This window comes from Blautia sp. LMAG:89 (assembly GCF_008679485.1).
Taxonomy (GTDB): Bacteria; Bacillota; Clostridia; order Lachnospirales; family Lachnospiraceae; genus Blautia_A; species Blautia_A fusiformis.
Genome location: NZ_NANC01000012.1, coordinates 267,750 through 286,053, shown reverse-complemented (window position 1 = coordinate 286,053; position 18,304 = coordinate 267,750). Strand labels below are relative to the sequence as shown.

The following is an 18,304-nucleotide window of genomic DNA, read 5'->3' as shown; positions in this document are numbered from 1 at the left end:
AGGGTAGTTGAATATGAATAATTGTGGTGAAAGATTAAAAAACGGCATTATAACCGAAAATCCGATTTTCGTCCTGATGCTTGGTATGTGTCCTACCCTTGCGGTAACGACTTCTGCGATCAATGGTATTGGTATGGGACTTTCCACAACCGTAGTTCTGGTTATGTCAAACATGCTCATCTCCATGCTGCGTAAGGTTATTCCAGACTCCGTCAGAATGCCGGCCTTTATCGTAGTTGTAGCATCTTTTGTAACTATCGTACAGTTTCTGATGGAAGGCTTTACTCCTTCTCTTTATGAGTCACTTGGAATTTACATTCCACTGATCGTTGTTAACTGTATCATTCTGGGACGTGCAGAGAGTTATGCTTCCAAGAACCCTGTCCTTCCGTCTATCTTTGACGGACTTGGAATGGGTCTTGGCTTTACAGTGGGCCTGGTTGCCATTGGTCTTGTAAGAGAGCTCCTTGGTTCTGGAAAGGCTTTCGGAGCACAGATCATTCCGGTTGCTGATGCAGCTACCGGTGTTGCCGGCTATACCCCGATCACTATCTTTATCCTTGCACCTGGAGCATTTCTGGTTCTTGCCGGACTTGCAGCGATCCAGAACAAAGTAAAGATCAACATGGCAAAGAAGGGCAAAGATGTTTCTAAGATCCAGTCCGGCTGCGGCTCCAATTGTGCGACCTGCGGCGGATGTCCTTCCGACAAAGAATAAAAAGGGGGAATAGAAAATGGCAAGCTTGATGTTGATCGCAATTGGTTCTGCGCTTTGCAGTAACGTTGTATTAAGTCAGTTCCTGGGAATCTGTTCTTTCCTTGGAGTATCCAAGAAGACAGAAACTGCAGCCGGCATGGGTGGTGCGGTTGTATTCGTTATTACCATTGCATCCTTTGTTGCAGGACTGCTTTATAAATTTATCCTGGTACCGACCCATTTTGAGTATCTGAAAACGATCGTATTTATCCTGGTTATCGCGGCACTGGTACAGATCGTAGAAATGTTTCTCAAGAAATTTGTACCATCCCTTTACAAAGCACTTGGTGTATACCTTCCTCTGATCACAACAAACTGTGCAGTTCTTGGTGTAGCACTGAACAACGTTAAATATGAATACAGCATTCTTGAAAGTGTTGTCAACGGATTTGCCACAGGTGTAGGTTACCTGATCGCAATTGTATTACTTGCGGGAATCCGTGAAAAAATGGAATACAACGATATTCCGGAATCCTTCCAGGGTATGCCGATCGTTCTGCTCACGGCAGCACTGATGGCTATTGCATTCTTTGGATTCTCCGGAATCGTATAGGAGGAAGAAGAGCATGAGTATAACAGGAATTATTATGGCTGCAGTCATTGTCGGCGGTACTGGTTTATTCATTGGTATCTTCCTCGGACTTGCAGACAAGAAATTAACCGTTAAGGTAGATGAAAAGGAAGAAGCCATTCTCGGCGTTCTTCCAGGAAATAACTGTGGTGGTTGTGGATATCCGGGATGTTCCGGACTCGCTGCCGCAATTGCAAAGGGAGAAGCTCCTGTAGATCAGTGTCCGGTTGGCGGTGCTCCTGTTGCAGCCAAGATTGGCGCGATCATGGGACAGGAAGTAAAAGAAACCGCACGTCAGGTTGCTTTTGTAAAATGTGCGGGAACCTGTGATAAGACGACTGTGAAATATGAGTACACAGGTGTGGAAGACTGCGAGATGATGGCTTTCATCCCTGGCAGCGGTGCAAAAAACTGTACATTTGGATGTATGGGCTTCGGAAGCTGTGTAAAGGCATGTCCATTTGATGCGATCCATATAGTGAATGGTATTGCGGTCGTAGATCAGGAAGCATGTAAAGCCTGTGGCAAATGTGTTGCCAAATGTCCGCGTCACCTGATCGAGCTGGTACCATATGACAAACAGACACGTGTAGCCTGCAGCTCCCACGCAAAAGGTAAGGCAGTTACAGCTGCCTGCGAGCTTGGCTGTATCGGCTGTAAAAAATGTGAGAAGAACTGTCCGTCCGAGGCGATCACAGTTACCGATTTCTGTGCACACATCGATTACGATAAGTGTACAGGCTGCGGTAAATGTAAGGAAGTTTGCCCAAGACATGTGATTCTGTAAAACAAAAAGGACTGCCTGTCACGGAAGTTTTCCGCGTGATATGGCAGTTCTTTTTTTGGAATAAAGCATGTTGTGCCCGATAATGCATAAATAAATACATACAAGCTTTTGGTTATATTTCAATGAAAAATTGCAGTTTCCGGTTAAAAATATTTGACCGGTGAATTTCAAGGGGCTATAATAGGATATAAATATTCAGTATACTTCAAGGAGAACGAAATTCATGAGTAAGATTATTTTAACTGGCGACCGCCCGACGGGACGCCTTCATGTAGGTCATTATGTTGGATCTCTGGCAGAGCGTGTGAAGCTGCAGAATTCCGGCTTATATGATGAGATTTATATTATGATCGCAGATGCCCAGGCACTTACAGATAATGCAGAGCATCCGGAGAAAGTACGTCATAACATTCTTCAGGTTGCTCTGGACTATCTGGCATGCGGGCTTGATCCGGAGAAATCCAATATTTTTATCCAGTCCATGGTTCCGGAGCTGACAGAACTTACCTTTTATTATATGAATCTGGTTACGGTAGCACGAGTACAGCGTAATCCTACCGTTAAATCCGAGATTAAGATGCGTAATTTTGAAGCTAGCATCCCGGTAGGCTTTTTCTGCTATCCGATCAGTCAGGCTGCTGATATTACTGCCTTTCGTGCAACACATGTACCGGTAGGTGAAGATCAGCTTCCGATGCTTGAGCAGTGCAAGGAGATCGTCCATAAATTCAATACCGTTTACGGTGACACACTGACAGATCCGGAAATTGTTCTTTCTTCCAATAAAGCATGCTTACGTCTTCCGGGAATTGACGGAAAGGCTAAGATGAGTAAATCTCTCGGAAACTGCATCTATCTGTCTGATGAAGAAGATGTTGTAAAGAAAAAGATCATGTCCATGTTTACAGATCCGAACCATCTTCGTGTTCAGGATCCTGGTCGTGTAGAGGGAAATCCGGTATTTATCTATCTGGATGCCTTCAGCCGCCCGGAACATTTTGCTGAATTTCTGCCAGAGTATCAGAATCTGGATGAACTTAAGGCTCACTATCAGAGAGGTGGCCTTGGTGATGTGAAAGTCAAGAAGTTCCTGAATAATGTTATGCAGGCAGAGCTTGGACCGATCCGTGAAAGAAGGAAAATGTGGGAGCAGCGAACCGAAGATGTGTTCGATATCCTGAAAGCCGGTACAGAGGTTGCCAGAGAAAAAGCTGCCGCAACGCTTCATGATGTCCGTTCTTCTATGCGGATCAATTATTTTGAGGATCAGGATTTCCTTAATCAGTGATAGAAAACAGCGAGAGGAATCACAGGCTTGTATACAGGATCAACCCGGAGATTGTATTCCGGGTTGATTTTTTTTGAAAATTATGTTACTATTGCGTTCATATGGGAAACAGATGTTCAGCTGTTTCAGGGAAGGAGCCTTGAGATTTGATTTCTTTTGTAAAAGGTACCGTAGCAGATATCGGTGAAAATTGTCTGGTTGTGGAAAATGGCGGAATTGGTTATGAGATTTATATGACAGGACAGGATCTTGGGAAAGCACGGATAGGCGATGAAAAGAAGATCCATACCTTTCTCTATGTGCGGGAGGATATTCTGCAGCTATATGGTTTTTTTTCGAAGGATGATCTTGGCATGTTCAAGCTTCTGATCGGTGTCAACGGAGTCGGACCTAAAGGCGCTCTGGGTATCCTTTCCGGGATCAGTGCAGACGAGCTTCGTTTTGCAGTGCTTTCCGATGATGTAAAAACAATCTCCAAGGCCCCTGGAATCGGGAAAAAGACAGCCCAGAAAATGATCCTGGAGCTGAAAGACAAGCTGAAGCTGGAAGATGCTTTTGAGATGAAACTGGCGCATCAGCAGGAAGAAGCAGCTGAGGGAGCATCTGATCTGAGGGATAGTCGTCAGGAAGCGGTGGAGGCGCTTGTCGCATTAGGATACAGTTCTGCAGATGCCCTTCGTGCAGTACGAAAGGTACCGGAAGATGTGCCGGCAGATGATGTAGAAGCAATTCTTCGGGCTGCACTGAAAAATTTTTAACAAATGTAGCAAGAATTTTCCCACCTCTTCAGATGGTGAGATGAATTGCACATCTGAGCATATCTGCTCAAAAAAATCTCTATAGTATAAAAGAAACACTTGTTCTCCTTTCCCTGATGTAGTATACTGAAAAAGAACAATTAGTTCATAAATACATATCCGTCGATATAAGAAAAAGGATGATAAATATAATGGAGTTAGACCATGAAAGATGCATTCTGGAGTCAGATCTTCTGTCTGCTCAGTGCAGGCGGAGCAACGATTGAAACGATACGGCAGTATATAGAAAGCCAGGGTGAGAAGAATGAACCGCGCCGTAAAAATAAGGATCTATCCAAATAAAGAGCAGAGAGTTCAGATAGAGCAAACAATCGGCTGCAGCCGCTTTATCTATAACCAGATGCTTGCAGATAAGATCAGCTATTACCAGAAAGAAAAAAAGATGCTCCGGAACACACCGGCCGGATATAAAAAGGAATATCCATGGCTGAAAGAGGTGGATTCTCTTGCCCTGGCGAATGCGCAGCTGCATCTGGAAAGTGCGTTCCGGAAGTTTTTTCGGGAACCAGCCTGCGGATTTCCACGTTATAAATCAAAGAAGCATGCAAGAAATTCATATACGACCAATGCACTAAACGGAAATATCCTTTTGCAGGATACCTATCTGAAGCTTCCAAAGATGTCCGTCATAAGGATAAAACTTCACCGTCAGATTCCATCAGACTGGAAACTGAAGTCTGTAACTGTGAGCCGTGAGCCATCCGGGAAATATTTAGCCAGCCTTTTGTTCTGCTGTGAAAACCAAACAGTGGAAAAAAGACCGGCAGAGAGATTTCTTGGGATCGATTTTGCCATGCAGGGAATGTGTGTATTTTCTACAGGAGAAAGAGCCGGGTACCCTATGTTTTACAGAAAAGCAGAGAAAAAACTTGCAAGAGAACAGAGAAAGCTCTCCCACTGTGAAAAAGGAAGCCGGAACTATCAGAAACAGAAAAAAAGGGTAGCTTTATGTCATGAAAAGATAAAGAACCAGAGAAAAGATTTCCAGCATAAGCTCAGTAGGGAGCTTGCGGAAAGATATGATGCAGTATGTGTGGAAGATCTGAATCTGAAGGGAATGTCCGGAGGACTGCACCTTGGGAAAGGTGTGCAGGATAACGGGTACGGGCAGTTTCTGTTCATGCTGGGATACAAGCTGGAAGAATGCGGAAAACATCTTATAAAAGTAGACCGTTATTTTGCATCCAGCAAGATTTGCAGTGTATGCGGACATAAGAAAAAGGAACTGGCATTGTCGGATAGAATGTATGTTTGTGAATGTGGAAATAGGATGGACCGGGATGTGAATGCAGCAGTCAATATCCGTGAAGAAGGAAAAAGAATCTATAAAGAATGTGCCTGACGGCACAAGAAAAAAATCCGTAACCGGATAAACATAAAAAACAAAACCGCGGGACACGCGGGGATAGCCTGTTTTAGCTTTGCCCTAAAGGGTAATCGAGCAGGAAGCCCCCACTTCAAAATCGTAAGATTTAAGTGGTGGGAGCATGTCACCGCCGTGAGTAAGAGCAAACATGCTCGCACTGAAATGAAATAGAACGGAGCATAGCAAATGGAGAACAGGATCATTACAACAGATGTTACAGAAGAGGATTTTTCCCTGGAGGGAAATTTAAGGCCTCAGAGTCTGGATGAGTATATTGGTCAACAGAAAACAAAAGATACCCTGAAAATTTATATCGAAGCAGCAAAGCAGCGTCATGATTCACTGGATCATGTGCTGTTTTATGGACCTCCGGGGCTGGGAAAGACTACACTTTCCGCGATCATTGCCAATGAGATGGGAACACATATGAAGGTAACATCAGGTCCTGCGATTGAAAAGCCAGGCGAAATGGCTGCGATCCTGAACAACCTTCAGGAAGGAGATGTGCTGTTTGTAGATGAGATACACAGACTGAACCGGCAGGTAGAAGAGGTTCTTTATCCGGCAATGGAAGATTTTGCTATCGATATCATGATCGGCAAGGGAGCATCCGCCCGTTCCATTCGTCTGGATCTTCCGAAGTTTACATTGGTAGGTGCAACAACGAGGGCAGGTCTTCTTTCCGCACCGCTTCGTGATCGTTTTGGCGTAACACAGAGACTGGAGTTTTATGATAAAAAAGAACTGACGACGATCATTCTACGTTCCGCTCAGGTGCTTGGCGTGGAAATCGAACCCAATGGAGCTGCCGAGATCGCCAAGCGTTCCAGAGGAACCCCCCGTCTGGCCAACCGTCTTCTGAAGAGAGTACGTGATTTCGCCCAGGTGAAGTATAATGGTGTGATCACCTACGATGTTGCCTGCTTCGCATTGGATCTTCTGGAAGTAGATCAGTATGGCCTTGATAAAACAGACCGCCGCATTCTCCAGACCTTGATCCTGAATTTTCAGGGCGGACCCGTGGGGCTTGAAACACTTGCCGCATCGATCGGAGAAGACTCCGGAACACTGGAAGACGTGTATGAACCCTATCTTTTGCAGACAGGTTTCCTTAACAGAACTCCACGTGGAAGAATGGCTTCCGTGCTGGCATATACCCATCTTGGATATCCTCGTCCTGATTTGTCGACAAAGTAAAGGTCACCCGGTAATTGTTCCTTGCTTGCCAGGAAAGCCTCTTATGTCTTGTGTTTTCGAATTTCCATTTGTAAAAATCTTCGAACACTTCTGCAAAAGTAGGCTGATATGTTCCCGCCTTGTAGGCTGTAAGGACCGCAACCCCCTTAATCCAGTCATCTGTATAACAGATGGTAGCAGGGCGGAGAACATTACCAAGTGCGTCAATTCTGGCCGGAGGATGAACCGCATAACAATTCCACCGTCCCGGTATTGGCGTACTGGGGCGCTTTTTTATTTACAACAATTCAGAATTTTTGATTGATAAATCAGGATATACACATACCGGTATTTCATCATCAAAAGAGTATAATCCCGTACCAGATTCATTTTCAAAATCATAAACAAGTTCTTCATTCAACACATAGGATTTTTCTGCCTAAATGTCAATACTTTTTCGAATAGCAATGCGATTACCACGGATCAGACCATCATTTTTTGAAGTGGACGTTCTTTTACTGTAAGACCGGCCTGATCGGTAGTAGTTAAAAGTTGTTCGTAGGTCAAATAAATCACAGTCCTTTTAATTCAAATTACGGATTTTAAAGACGGATACGCATAACTATGCTCGTACATATACTCAGGAGCACAGTCAATATCTTCGTTCATCCAGGTGACGACTCTATCTACGATTTTGCAGTCTTTGAATATTTTTTCATCAGTTAATGGAGCAAAAGCGGGGTCATTTAATATGGAAGCATCAAAAAGTCGCTGTTCACCATTTGAAAAAGTGAGAAGCATTATCATATCATCAAATGTCTTTACTGCAATAATCTGTACATTTTCCGTGCGTTCACTAGCGTAAATATTTGCATTTCCCCTTTTTATTCCCATTGAGAATCATCGTTTAATACTATAAAAATGTAATTTGACAAATATTTTAACCTTTCGTATAATATACTTAACAAGGGAGCTGGAAGGTGACTGCACTTCACCCAATCCAGCGACAATAGTTAGCTAAAAAATAGCCGTTGATCTCGCCAAAGATTAGGACGGCTATTTTTTATGTGCGTATGTAAGTATAACTACGATTAGATTAGCAACAGTTAAAATAATCATAAATGTCTCGTAATCGCTCATAAACTTCACCTCCTCCGTAAGGTGTCCGGATTTGGTAAAGAGCACGTCCCCCAGTTCCCTGGGTAAGTATATTATATTGTCAAAGTATCTGTCTGTCCGATCGGATATGTTCTATTCCCATTGAGAATCATCGTTCATAAAAAAAACTGTAAAGGAGCATGAAAAATGTTTAAAAAATCTCGATGCAAAGTACCAATGAACCTGCAGAAATTACGGCCAGAAGATCATCAACATCCTGAATGACATATTATCTATTAAGGTATCAAAAACAGAAAAGGAGAGTAATACCATGAATATCAACACAAGCCTTATCAGTAACAACAACAGCTATGCAGGACAGACACCGGCGTATATCGTAATTCACAATACAGATAACTATGCGAAAGGTGCAAATGCGAAAGCGCATGCAAAAGCACAGCATAATGGCAACTTTAAGGGATATTCCGCACATGTATATGTGGACGACACAGAGGCGTATCAGGCGCTTTCGTACAACCGTGGAGCATGGCACGTGGGCGTCAACTACGGCGGTCGGCTGTTCGGTACTGTCAACAATAGAAATTCAGTAGGAATCGAGATGTGCGTCCAGGCAGGCTATAACTATGAGAAAGCTTTCCAGAATACAGTCCAGGTGTGCAAACAGCTTATGAAACAGCTGGGAATCTCGGCAGACAGAGTTGTGCAGCATTATGATGTATGTGCAAAGAACTGCCCGTCAGCAATCCGTGCAAAAGGTGACTGGAATCGGTTCAAGCAGCTGATCGGAGCTGAGACCACCACGCCAACGGTAGATAAGTATTATCGCACAAGAAAGTCCTGGGCTGACAGCAAGCGCCAGATTGGAGCATACAAGAGCCTTGAGAATGCAAAGAAAGAGTGGAAACAGGGCTACACCATCTATGATTGGAACGGAAAAGCAGTGTATCCTGTACAGACTTCAGAAAAGGCAGTAGTTCTGACAGGAAAATTTGAGACCCAGCTTCCGATCATCCGGAAAGGGAATTCCGGCGTTGCAGTTTCCGTGCTGCAGTCTGTACTTGGTGTTACTGTGGATGGCCATTTCGGAGACGATACAGAAGCATCTCTGAAAGTTTTCCAGAAAAACACAGGCGTAAAGGTAAGTGGAACTTGCGGTATTGATTCCTGGAAAAGGGTGATCGAACACATGAAAGCCAACACTCATAATTGAGAAAAACATTTGCATCTTTAAGGAAAATATTGTAATCGACAAAATAATAGAAAAACTTCTATACATTTTTGCGGGAATCAGTTATAATAAAAGAAATTGCGGGTTGTAAGATCGGCAATGCAGAGGAATGTTATTGAGGAAATTACCAGTAACAGATAAATTCAGGAGGCTTTACGAATGGCGGTAAAGAATACAGCACAGGTTGTTATCGATGGAAAGATCATTACTCTGGGCGGGTATGAGTCCGAGGAATATTTTCAGAAGGTTGCAGCCTATATGAATAATAAGATCAGTGAGCTGAGTCAGATGCCGGGATACTCCAGACAGGCCATGGAGACCAAGCATACACTGCTCAGTCTGAATATTACAGATGATTATTTTAAGGCAAAGAAGCAGGCGGAGATTTTTGAACAGGATCTGCAGCAGAAAGACCAGGAGATGTATGATCTGAAACATGAACTGATCTCTTTGAAAATGCAGATTGAAGAGGCGAAGAAGGCAGAACAGGAAGCTCAGGAACAGAAGAATCTTCTGGACGGTAAGGTGAAGGAACTGGAGAAAGAACTTGATGAACTGCTTAAATAAGGATGGGGGATTGCTTCGGTAATCCTCTTTTGTTTTATGGTCATCGGATTGATTAACAGATGGGAGATGAGGGAATACTTTGAAAAATATGATAACAGAACTGCTCTCGCCGGCAGGTTCTTATGAAAGCTTTGAGGCAGCTATTGGTGCCGGAGCTGATGCGGTATATGTAGGGGGACCGGCTTTTGGAGCAAGAGCTTATGCGCAGAACTTCACCCAGGAAGAGCTGATCACTGCCATTGAGACCGCACATATCCATAACCGTAAATTATATCTTACTGTGAATACACTTTTGAAGAACCGTGAACTGGATGATCAGCTGTTTGAATATCTGCTTCCGTATTATGAGGCAGGGCTGGATGCGGTGATCGTACAGGATCTGGGAGTATTTTCTTTTATACGTCGGAATTTTCCGGATCTGGATATTCACGCAAGCACACAGATGACAGTAACCGGACCGGAGGGAATGCGGTTTCTGGAGGAAAAGGGAGCAACTCGTGTGGTTCCGGCCAGAGAGCTTTCCCTGGAAGAGATATCTGCCATGCATAAGGCAAGTCCTCTGGAAATAGAGACTTTTATCCATGGAGCTCTCTGTTACAGCTATTCCGGCCAGTGTCTGATGAGCAGTATTTTCGGTGGAAGAAGCGGAAACCGTGGCCGCTGTGCACAGCCATGCAGGCTTCCTTACAGTGTAACCATGGATCACAGAAAATATAAAGGAGACAAGGATTTTTGTGCATTAAGCCTGAAAGATATCTGCACTCTGGATATTCTTCCGGATATCCTGGAGGCGGGTGTTATGTCTCTGAAGATCGAAGGGCGTATGAAACAGCCGGCGTACACAGCGGGTGTCACGGCAGTATATCGAAAATATCTGGATATGTATTTAAGTGGAAAAGAATATCACGTTCAGGAAAAAGACCGGAAGTATCTTCTTGAGCTTTTCAGTCGGGGAGGATCCTGCAAAGGATACTATGATATGTATCGCGGGCCGGAAATGATGGCTTTTGCCAATGAAAAAAAATCCGGTAATATCCAGCCGGAGATCAGAAAAATAAAAGAAAAAATTCATGGGAATTTAATACTTTCTCCTGAAAGTCCTGTTATACTGGAAATAACCTGCAAGGGCCAGACAGTAACTGCTATGGGCGGTGAGGTACAGTTTGCTAAAAATCAGCCAATGGAAGAACAGAGGATCCGTCAGCAGATGGAGAAACTGGGAAATACAGATTTTCAGTGGGAGGATCTGAACATTGAAATAAATGGAAGGATTTTTGTTCCGGTTAAAGTTCTCAATGAAGTACGAAGAGATGCTCTGAGTCAGCTGCGGGAAGCACTGATCGGATGTCAGAAGAGAGCACAGGTTACGAAGCAGCAGACGAAATCTCAGAATCAGACTGCCTGTCACAAAAGGGTAACAGACAGCCTGCCTGTATATGTATCCTGTGAACGTTCGGATACTGCGGAAATACTTTTGAACGAACCGGGGATTACAGGTTTTTATTTTCCTTTTGATACTATGGAAAAATATTTTTCACCGGAACTTGCTGCAAGTAGTGAATTATATCTTTCTACTCCACATATCCATCGCGGAGAAATCCCCGAAAAGTGGCTTCGATCAGCTCAAAAATGGTTGGAGCAGGGTATGAAGGGCTTTCTGGTAAGAAACCTGGAATCTTACGCCGTACTGAAAAAAATGGGATATGGCGAAAAATGTATCCTGGATGCATCCATGTATACCTGGAATGATCAGAGTGTTGATTTCTGGCGGGAAGAGGGAGTTCTTCGAAATACAGTCCCCCTTGAGTTGAATGAGGGTGAACTGAAACACAGAGATAATACTTCTTCGGAGCTGCTTTTATATGGTTATATCCCACTGATGCTTTCCGCGCAGTGTGTAAGGAAGAATCTTTTCGGATGTACAGGAAAATATGAGACGGCTTATCTGAAAGACCGCTATAACAGTGAATTTCCGGTAAAATGCAGTTGTGATCCATGGGGAAAAAACATCTCCGAAAAAGCAAAATACTGTTATAATATCATTTATAACAGCATTCCTTACGGACTTCCGGGTGAAAAAGATCAGGTAAAAAAATTGAACCTTCACTCTTTGCGACTGGCATTTACGATCGAAGAGCCAGAGAAAGCAAAAGCGATCCTGAAAGAATTCCTGACGGTTTATCAGGAAAACGGAAAACCTTCCGGACGCAGGTATACAAAAGGCCATTTTAAAAGAGGAGCCGAGTAAAAGTGTATGATTAATGTAATTACAGAATTATCTAAGTATGTGATCCTCACATTGATGATCGTCTATACCTTTCATTGTTTTTATATGGTGTGGCGGCAGGATGAGGAAGAAAAGAGAGAACTGCTCCATCAGCAGCTGACCATGATCTTTTTTATTGATTTTACAGCATTTCTTGTGATCTATTTAAAAAGCATGGATTTCAGGGTCATCCTGTTCTATATCGAAATGATGATCTTTTTTGCAGCGATCCAGATCCTTTATCGAATTATTTATCAGAATGCATCGCTGCTTCTTTTAAATAATATGTGTATGCTCTTGAGCGTAGGATTTATCATGCTCTGCCGGCTTTCACTTCCGTCTGCAACTAAGCAGCTTCTGATCGTGGCCGCAGGTAGTGCAGTATCACTGGTGATACCGGTAATGATACGAAAAATGAAATTTTTAAAGGATCTTACATGGGCTTATGCCGGAATTGGTATTGTACTTCTGGCGGCAGTTCTTGTTCTGGCAAGCACAAGCTACGGTGCAAAGCTTTCTCTTATGGGAATCCAACCTTCCGAGGTGATCAAGATAACCTTCGTATTTTTTATGGCATCACTTCTGTGTACCAAGGTGGATTTTCGCAAAGTAGTACTGGCTACGATCGTTGCAGTGATCCATGTAGGGATCCTGGTTCTTTCCAGGGATCTGGGTAGTGCAGTAATCTTTTTTGTCACCTACCTTGTACTGATCTATGTGGCAACCAGAAATCCGAGCTATTTATTTCTGGGACTTGGCGGAGGATGCGTTGGTTCGGTGATCGCATATCATCTTTTTGGACATGTCCGTCAGCGAGTCAGTGCCTGGAAGGATCCGATGGCTGTCTATCAAAATGAAGGTTATCAGATCGTGCAGTCTCTGTTTGCGATCGGAACCGGAGGCTGGTTTGGAATGGGACTTTGTCAGGGCTCTCCGGAGAAGATTCCGGTCGTAAAAAATGATTTTATCTTCAGTGCTATTTGCGAGGAACTGGGTGGCATTTTTGCCATCTGCCTGATTCTTGTATGCACAAGCTTTTTTCTGATGATTGTTACTATTGCACTAAAGATCAGGAATCCGTTTTATAAACTGATCGCACTGGGGCTCGGAACAGAATATGCTTTTCAGGTATTTCTGACCATTGGCGGTGCAACCAAGTTTATTCCAATGACAGGAGTTACACTTCCACTGGTGAGTTACGGAGGCAGTTCTGTCATGTGTACCATCCTGATGCTTGCGATCATTCAGGGACTGTATATTCTGAGGGAAGATGAGGACGAACAAATTGAAACGCAGCGAAAAGAAACGATTGAAAGAAGAGGAAAGAGAGCAACGCCTGAGAGAAAGAGAAATCGCCAGACTCCGTAGAAAAAAGAACCGGCCTTTAACCTTTGTATCGGCCTTCTTTATATTGATCTTTGTCAGTCTGATCGGATATCTGGTCTATTTTGACGCCATAAAAAGCGAAGATTTTATCAACAGCCCGTACAACACCCGTCAGGATACATTTTCGGACCGGGTAGTACGTGGAAGTATCCAGTCTTCGGATGGTGAGGTCCTGGCACAGACCAATGTGTATGAAGATGGAACAGAAGAGAGAACGTATCCGTTTTCCAATATTTTTGCACATGCAGTAGGATATGATACCAATGGTAAGAGTGGTTTGGAATCGGAAGCAAATTTCCAGCTTCTCACCTCCCATTCATTTTTTCTGGAACAGATGAAAAATGAATTCCTGGGAAAAAAGAATCAGGGTGATACCGTGATCTCCAGTTTGAATGCAGATCTTCAGACAACAGCATACAATTCTCTGGGAGACCGCAGAGGAGCGGTAGTTGTACTGGAGCCATCCACCGGACGTATCCTGGCTATGGTGAGCAAACCGGATTTTGATCCGAACACGATCGCACAGAACTGGGATACCCTTGTTAATGATGAAAGTAACAGTAGCCTTTTAAACCGTGCAACCAATGGAGCTTATCCTCCGGGATCAACATTTAAGATCGTCACGGCACTGGATTATTTCAGACAAAAGGGATCACTGGAGGGATATTCCTATCTGTGTCAGGGAAGTATCACAGTGGATGACCACACGATCCAGTGTTACAATGGGGCAGTGCATGGACAGGAGGATTTTTATTCCGCATTTGCACATTCCTGTAACTGTGCATTTGCAGATATGGGACTTGGTCTGGGAGGAGATACTCTGAAAAGTACTGCAGAGGATCTGCTCTTTAATAGGGCGCTTCCGCTGAATTCCTATAAAACCAGTCGCTTTACCCTTGATAAAGATTCTCCGAATGCACTTGTGATGCAGACCTCGATCGGCCAGGGTAATACTCTTGTTTCTCCGATGCATATGGCATTGATCACAAGTGCCATCGCCAATGATGGTGTACTGATGAAGCCAACCATGATCGATAAGATCGTGAATAATTCCGGTGATACGGTCAGGGAAACAGAAAAAACAGAATACAAACGTCTGATGACAAGAAATGAAGCCAATATCCTTGGAAAACTAATGAAAAATGTAGTTGAAAACGGTACGGCTTCCGCATTGAACGGACGAGGATATACTGTTGCCGGAAAGACCGGTTCTGCGGAGTTTGATGAAAATGGCTCCAGTCATTCCTGGTTTGTGGGTTATTCTAATGTAGATGATCCGGATATCGCCATTGCAGTGATCGTGGAAAACGGCGGAACCGGAAGTGAAGCGGCAGTTCCCATTGCGGCCGATGTTTTTGATGCATATTATTTCGATTAAATTGAGAACAGTATCTGCTTCTTGCCCCTTGCCTATAAGGTGAAAAAGAGGTATACTATAGCCAGTGCAAAAGACACACGCATTACAGGAGGATTGCAATATGATAGAAGCAACAAGCTGTGGCGGTGTGGTAATTCATCGGGGTAAGATCCTGGCATTGTATAAATCCTACAGGAACCGTTATGAAGGATGGGTGCTTCCCAAAGGAACTGTAGAAAAAGGAGAGACTTTTGAACAGACTGCTTTACGTGAAGTAATGGAAGAAGCAGGTGTTCGGGCCTCTATCGTGAAATATATCGGTAAGAGCCAGTATAATTTCACCGTTCCGGAGGACGTGGTAATGAAAGAGGTACACTGGTATCTCATGATAGCTGATAATTATCATAGCAAACCCCAGCGAGAGGAATATTTTGTAGATTCCGGATACTATAAGTTTCATGAGATCTATCATCTTCTCCGTTTTTCCAACGAGAAGCATATCGTGGAACAGGCCTATCAGGAGTATCTGGAAATGCGAAGTGAGGGCGTCTGGGCGAAACAGCAGAAGTATTTTTAACAACAGGACAGGGCTGTGTACATACGCAGCCCTGTTTGGCATTATAACGGAGGTGAGGGCAGATTGCTGAAATGGATGAAAAACTATTACATAGGAAATGATGTAAAAAATCCTACTAGAATAAGAACCAGGATCACTGCTGGCAAATTCGTGCCGGATATCTACGTTGTTACTTTGTCTGATAATCCCGGAAATATTTTGGAAATTCTTCCTGCAGGCATGCTTGTACAGCGAAGCGCCAGAGCCACCTGTTCTTTGATCGTTGGAATGGCCAGAGGAAAATCCGGTGCTATACAGATGGTACAGGATATGATCGAACAGGTTTATACCGAAACTGGAAATTTTAAAATAAAAGAATATCTGAAAAACAGGTGAACCAATGCTGCATATATTATGGCTGATAATAAAATGGATATTGATCCTTCTGGGGATTCTGATCGGGCTGATCTTTCTGATCCTGCTGCTTCTTTTATTCTGTCCGATCAGATACAGAGGGAAATTAAAAAAAGACCGTACGGATAGTCTTCGTGAAATACATGCTACCGGTGAAGTGAGCTGGCTGCTTCATATAATTTCTGCACAGGTATTCTGGGAGCAGGGCGTTCTGAAAACAAAATTATGTTTTTTAGGGATTCCTTTGGAAAAATTTAAAAATCTGTTTCGTAAAAAAAAGAAACCTAGATCTCTTTCCAACTCCGGAAATCAAAATGCAAAAAAACAGACAGAGGCTTCCCGAAGTCATGAAAAGATATCAAAAAGCGAACAGCAGAACGATGCAGCAGAGTTACAAATGTCTGAGCCTCAGGAAGATACTGTTGAAGATATAAATGAAATTTCGGAAAAGGTAATAATGGAGCCGATATCGATTTCCGAAGAAATATCGGAAGATGAAAAGAAGCTTCGGACAAAGATTTCAGATTTAATTTCAAATATAGTGGGAAAAATAAAAACGGCAGTTGGAAAGCTGATCCGAATCATACAGAATTTTCTTGGAATCCCCAAAAGGATTCTGAAAAAAATTCAAAGTCTTGCATTAACAATCCGGAATTTCTGTGATAAGATAAACTGGTGGAAGGAATTTTTAGACCATCCCCGAACCAGAGAGGCTCTTTCCTTTCTGTGGAAAAATGCAAAAAAACTGATTTATCATGTGCTTCCGACAAGAATCACCGGAAAAATCTTATTTGGCAATGAAGATCCGGCAGTTACAGGTATGGTATTGGCTGTATTAGGAATGACGATTCCTTTTCATAAAAACAAGATTGAAGTAGCGCCCCTTTTTGATGATGAAAATGTTCTTGAGGGAGAGATCCTGTTAAAGGGAAGGATTTATGGAATTGTAGTTCTCAAAACAGCAGCAGAGCTTTATTTCAATAAAAATATAAAATACGTCATCCACCGATGGAGACATAAGGAGGTAAAACATGGAGAAAGAGAATAATTTCAAAGATACCGTGAATTCATTATTTAAAGGAATGGATGGCTTTGTATCGGCCAAAACAGTGGTTGGCGATGCCATTCATGTAGGTGATACCATTATCCTTCCTCTGGTCGATGTATCCTTCGGCGTGGGAGCCGGAGCTTTTGAAGGGGACAAGAAGAATAACGGCGGCGGAGGTCTTGCCGGAAAGATGTCTCCCTGTGCAGTACTTGTGATCCAGAATGGAAGCACCAAACTTGTAAACGTAAAAAATCAGGATGGCCTTACCAAGGTTCTGGATATGGTGCCGGATTTTGTGAACCGTTTTGCGCCAGGTGCAGGCAATGCTGAGGATACAGACGGGAAAGAAGAGTAGTATTCCATTTAGATTTCATGCATATACTGTAATAAAAAACAGGAAATGAGCAGACAGGAGTGGGAAAGCTAACTGGTTTTATGCTGTTTTTTATTGGTGTGGGCATGGTTCTTGGTATTCTTATTACAGAGAATTTTATTGTGATCGCAATGGCAGTCATATGTCTGCTGTGCGGATATCATATGTTTTGCAGATAAGCGGGAAGTGTGCACTTGGCATACTTCCCGCTTGTGATTTATCTGTCTTAAAGATAAAAAAACAGCCCCCGCATTCTACGGGGGCATACGATATTACTTACGCTCTTTCAACTTTTCCGGATCTTAAACAAGAAGTACATACATACATTTTCTTTGCTCCGCCGGCAGTTGTTTTTACTCTGACGGATTTAACGTTAGATTTCCACATTTTGTTGGATCTTCTATGGGAATGACTCACATTGTTTCCGAAATGAGCTCCTTTATCGCAGATTGCACATTTAGCCATGAATAGCACCTCCTTTTATCAACAGTCACCATTTTAACAGATGAATTGCTCTTTTGCAAGCAAAAAAAGGAAATTTATCAAAAATTCTGCAAAGAGTTTTAAGGAAAGTATTCCATACCTCCGGGAACAGGGCGGATCATGGTGAAATTAAGCGTTGTGTTCTTGCAAGAAAAGCAGTAGCACAGAAAAAGATAAGCCGGAGAGAAGAGCTGATCGGGGTGTAAGGACAGTGTAGTATAAGCACAATGAGTCAGAGATCACGGATAATATTGTGACTTCCGGCTTTTTTGCGTATTGTCGGAAGAATTATAAATGGTATAATGTTTGTAAATGAAATAAAAGAATGTCGCCTGTTATGCGACTTTCAAATGAAAAAAGTGTGTTATTCTGAGATCAAACAAGAGGCTAATAGAGTCAGGAGGATGACATTATGAGTGAAAAAGGATATAGCAGACCAGGGTTATTTGGATCCATAAATCATTATGATGCAAACGGAAAAAAAGTAGGCGAGAGCCGACCGGGATTCTTTGGTGGTATGAACGATTATGATACAAATGGAAAGAAAATCGGACATAGTTCGCCTTCCTTTTTTGGTGGCATGAATCATTATGATAATAACGGGCACAAAATAGGTGAGAGTCGTCCAGGATTCTTTGGCGGTTTGAACCATTATGATGATAAGGGGCATAAGCGGGGGCATAGCAATCCAGGATTTTTAGGTGGATTCAATCATTACGATGATTAAGAATTATAAAAGGCGGT

Annotated in this window: 20 protein-coding genes and 1 pseudogene; 19 read left to right on the top strand and 2 right to left on the bottom strand. The window is 43.0% G+C overall.

Annotated features, from left to right (window positions below; all coding sequences use genetic code 11):
- The first annotated feature begins 13 nt into the window (after positions 1–13).
- From rsxE to ruvB, 8 genes and pseudogenes are all read left to right on the top strand, one after another.
- Positions 14–718 carry an electron transport complex subunit RsxE gene (rsxE, locus tag CCC70_RS14545; RefSeq protein ID WP_287085149.1) on the top strand — a complete coding sequence of 235 codons (705 nt, stop codon included), beginning with the start codon at positions 14–16 and terminating at the stop codon, positions 716–718.
- A gap of 16 nt (positions 719–734) precedes the next feature.
- The gene (locus CCC70_RS14540) at positions 735–1,310 is read left to right on the top strand and encodes an electron transport complex protein RnfA (protein ID WP_015524884.1); all 576 of its coding nucleotides are present in this window, start codon (positions 735–737) and stop codon (positions 1,308–1,310) included.
- Positions 1,311–1,323: 13 nt separating this feature from the next.
- Positions 1,324–2,115, top strand: a complete 792-nt coding sequence (locus CCC70_RS14535; RefSeq protein ID WP_118608844.1) for an RnfABCDGE type electron transport complex subunit B — start codon at positions 1,324–1,326, stop codon at positions 2,113–2,115.
- 223 nt (positions 2,116–2,338) lie between these two features.
- Entirely contained in the window at positions 2,339–3,403 is a 1,065-nt protein-coding gene (gene trpS / locus CCC70_RS14530) for a tryptophan--tRNA ligase (RefSeq protein ID WP_015524886.1), read from the top strand.
- A 146-nt stretch (positions 3,404–3,549) separates the two neighbouring features.
- Positions 3,550–4,161, top strand: coding sequence for a Holliday junction branch migration protein RuvA (ruvA, locus tag CCC70_RS14525; RefSeq protein WP_022426699.1), 612 nt, complete (start codon positions 3,550–3,552; stop codon positions 4,159–4,161).
- Positions 4,162–4,368: 207 nt separating this feature from the next.
- Positions 4,369–4,503 (top strand): annotated as a pseudogene (locus CCC70_RS14520) (transposase); the annotation flags it as partial.
- Positions 4,466–5,563 (top strand): RNA-guided endonuclease TnpB family protein, encoded by a 1,098-nt coding sequence (locus tag CCC70_RS14515; protein ID WP_287085148.1) that lies wholly within the window; start codon positions 4,466–4,468, stop codon positions 5,561–5,563. The pseudogene CCC70_RS14520 and the gene CCC70_RS14515, both read left to right, overlap by 38 nt.
- A gap of 210 nt (positions 5,564–5,773) precedes the next feature.
- Entirely contained in the window at positions 5,774–6,784 is a 1,011-nt protein-coding gene (ruvB, locus tag CCC70_RS14510; protein ID WP_015524888.1) for a Holliday junction branch migration DNA helicase RuvB, read from the top strand.
- A 567-nt stretch (positions 6,785–7,351) separates the two neighbouring features.
- Here ruvB and CCC70_RS14505 read toward each other — a convergent pair.
- Entirely contained in the window at positions 7,352–7,657 is a 306-nt protein-coding gene (locus CCC70_RS14505; RefSeq protein ID WP_287085147.1) for a DUF2442 domain-containing protein, read from the bottom strand.
- Positions 7,658–8,192: 535 nt separating this feature from the next.
- Here CCC70_RS14505 and CCC70_RS14500 point away from each other — a divergent pair.
- The 10 genes from CCC70_RS14500 to CCC70_RS14455 all read left to right on the top strand — a co-directional run bounded on the left by CCC70_RS14500 (position 8,193) and on the right by CCC70_RS14455 (position 17,256).
- Positions 8,193–9,092 carry a peptidoglycan recognition protein family protein gene (locus tag CCC70_RS14500; protein WP_287085146.1) on the top strand — a complete coding sequence of 300 codons (900 nt, stop codon included), beginning with the start codon at positions 8,193–8,195 and terminating at the stop codon, positions 9,090–9,092.
- Positions 9,093–9,269: 177 nt separating this feature from the next.
- Positions 9,270–9,677, top strand: coding sequence for a cell division protein ZapA (locus CCC70_RS14495; protein ID WP_015524889.1), 408 nt, complete (start codon positions 9,270–9,272; stop codon positions 9,675–9,677).
- An 88-nt stretch (positions 9,678–9,765) separates the two neighbouring features.
- Positions 9,766–11,925, top strand: coding sequence for a peptidase U32 family protein (locus CCC70_RS14490; protein ID WP_278604070.1), 2,160 nt, complete (start codon positions 9,766–9,768; stop codon positions 11,923–11,925).
- A 6-nt stretch (positions 11,926–11,931) separates the two neighbouring features.
- On the top strand, positions 11,932–13,311 hold the full coding sequence (locus CCC70_RS14485; RefSeq protein ID WP_015524892.1) for an FtsW/RodA/SpoVE family cell cycle protein: 1,380 nt from the start codon (positions 11,932–11,934) through the stop codon (positions 13,309–13,311).
- Positions 13,214–14,707 (top strand): peptidoglycan D,D-transpeptidase FtsI family protein, encoded by a 1,494-nt coding sequence (locus CCC70_RS14480; RefSeq protein ID WP_110103920.1) that lies wholly within the window; start codon positions 13,214–13,216, stop codon positions 14,705–14,707. Before CCC70_RS14485 ends, CCC70_RS14480 begins: the two co-directional genes overlap by 98 nt.
- A gap of 100 nt (positions 14,708–14,807) precedes the next feature.
- Positions 14,808–15,263: an NUDIX hydrolase gene (locus CCC70_RS14475; protein WP_015524893.1), complete on the top strand. Its 456-nt coding sequence runs from the start codon at positions 14,808–14,810 to the stop codon at positions 15,261–15,263.
- Between the two features lie 63 nt (positions 15,264–15,326).
- Positions 15,327–15,638, top strand: a complete 312-nt coding sequence (locus CCC70_RS14470) for a hypothetical protein (RefSeq protein ID WP_287085145.1) — start codon at positions 15,327–15,329, stop codon at positions 15,636–15,638.
- Positions 15,639–15,642: 4 nt separating this feature from the next.
- On the top strand, positions 15,643–16,704 hold the full coding sequence (locus CCC70_RS14465; protein WP_287085144.1) for a DUF2953 domain-containing protein: 1,062 nt from the start codon (positions 15,643–15,645) through the stop codon (positions 16,702–16,704).
- Entirely contained in the window at positions 16,688–17,059 is a 372-nt protein-coding gene (locus CCC70_RS14460) for a GerW family sporulation protein (RefSeq protein ID WP_015524896.1), read from the top strand. The genes CCC70_RS14465 and CCC70_RS14460 overlap by 17 nt, the downstream gene beginning before the upstream one ends.
- 59 nt (positions 17,060–17,118) lie before the next feature.
- A complete protein-coding gene (locus CCC70_RS14455) occupies positions 17,119–17,256 on the top strand; it encodes a hypothetical protein (protein WP_173740860.1) in 138 nt (45 codons plus the stop codon).
- Positions 17,257–17,353: 97 nt separating this feature from the next.
- On the opposite strand, the gene rpmB is transcribed toward CCC70_RS14455, so the two are convergent.
- Entirely contained in the window at positions 17,354–17,542 is a 189-nt protein-coding gene (gene rpmB / locus CCC70_RS14450; RefSeq protein WP_015524898.1) for a 50S ribosomal protein L28, read from the bottom strand.
- Positions 17,543–17,972: 430 nt separating this feature from the next.
- Here rpmB and CCC70_RS14445 point away from each other — a divergent pair, with 430 nt between their 5' ends.
- Entirely contained in the window at positions 17,973–18,287 is a 315-nt protein-coding gene (locus CCC70_RS14445) for a hypothetical protein (protein WP_287085143.1), read from the top strand.
- Positions 18,288–18,304 lie beyond the last annotated feature (17 nt).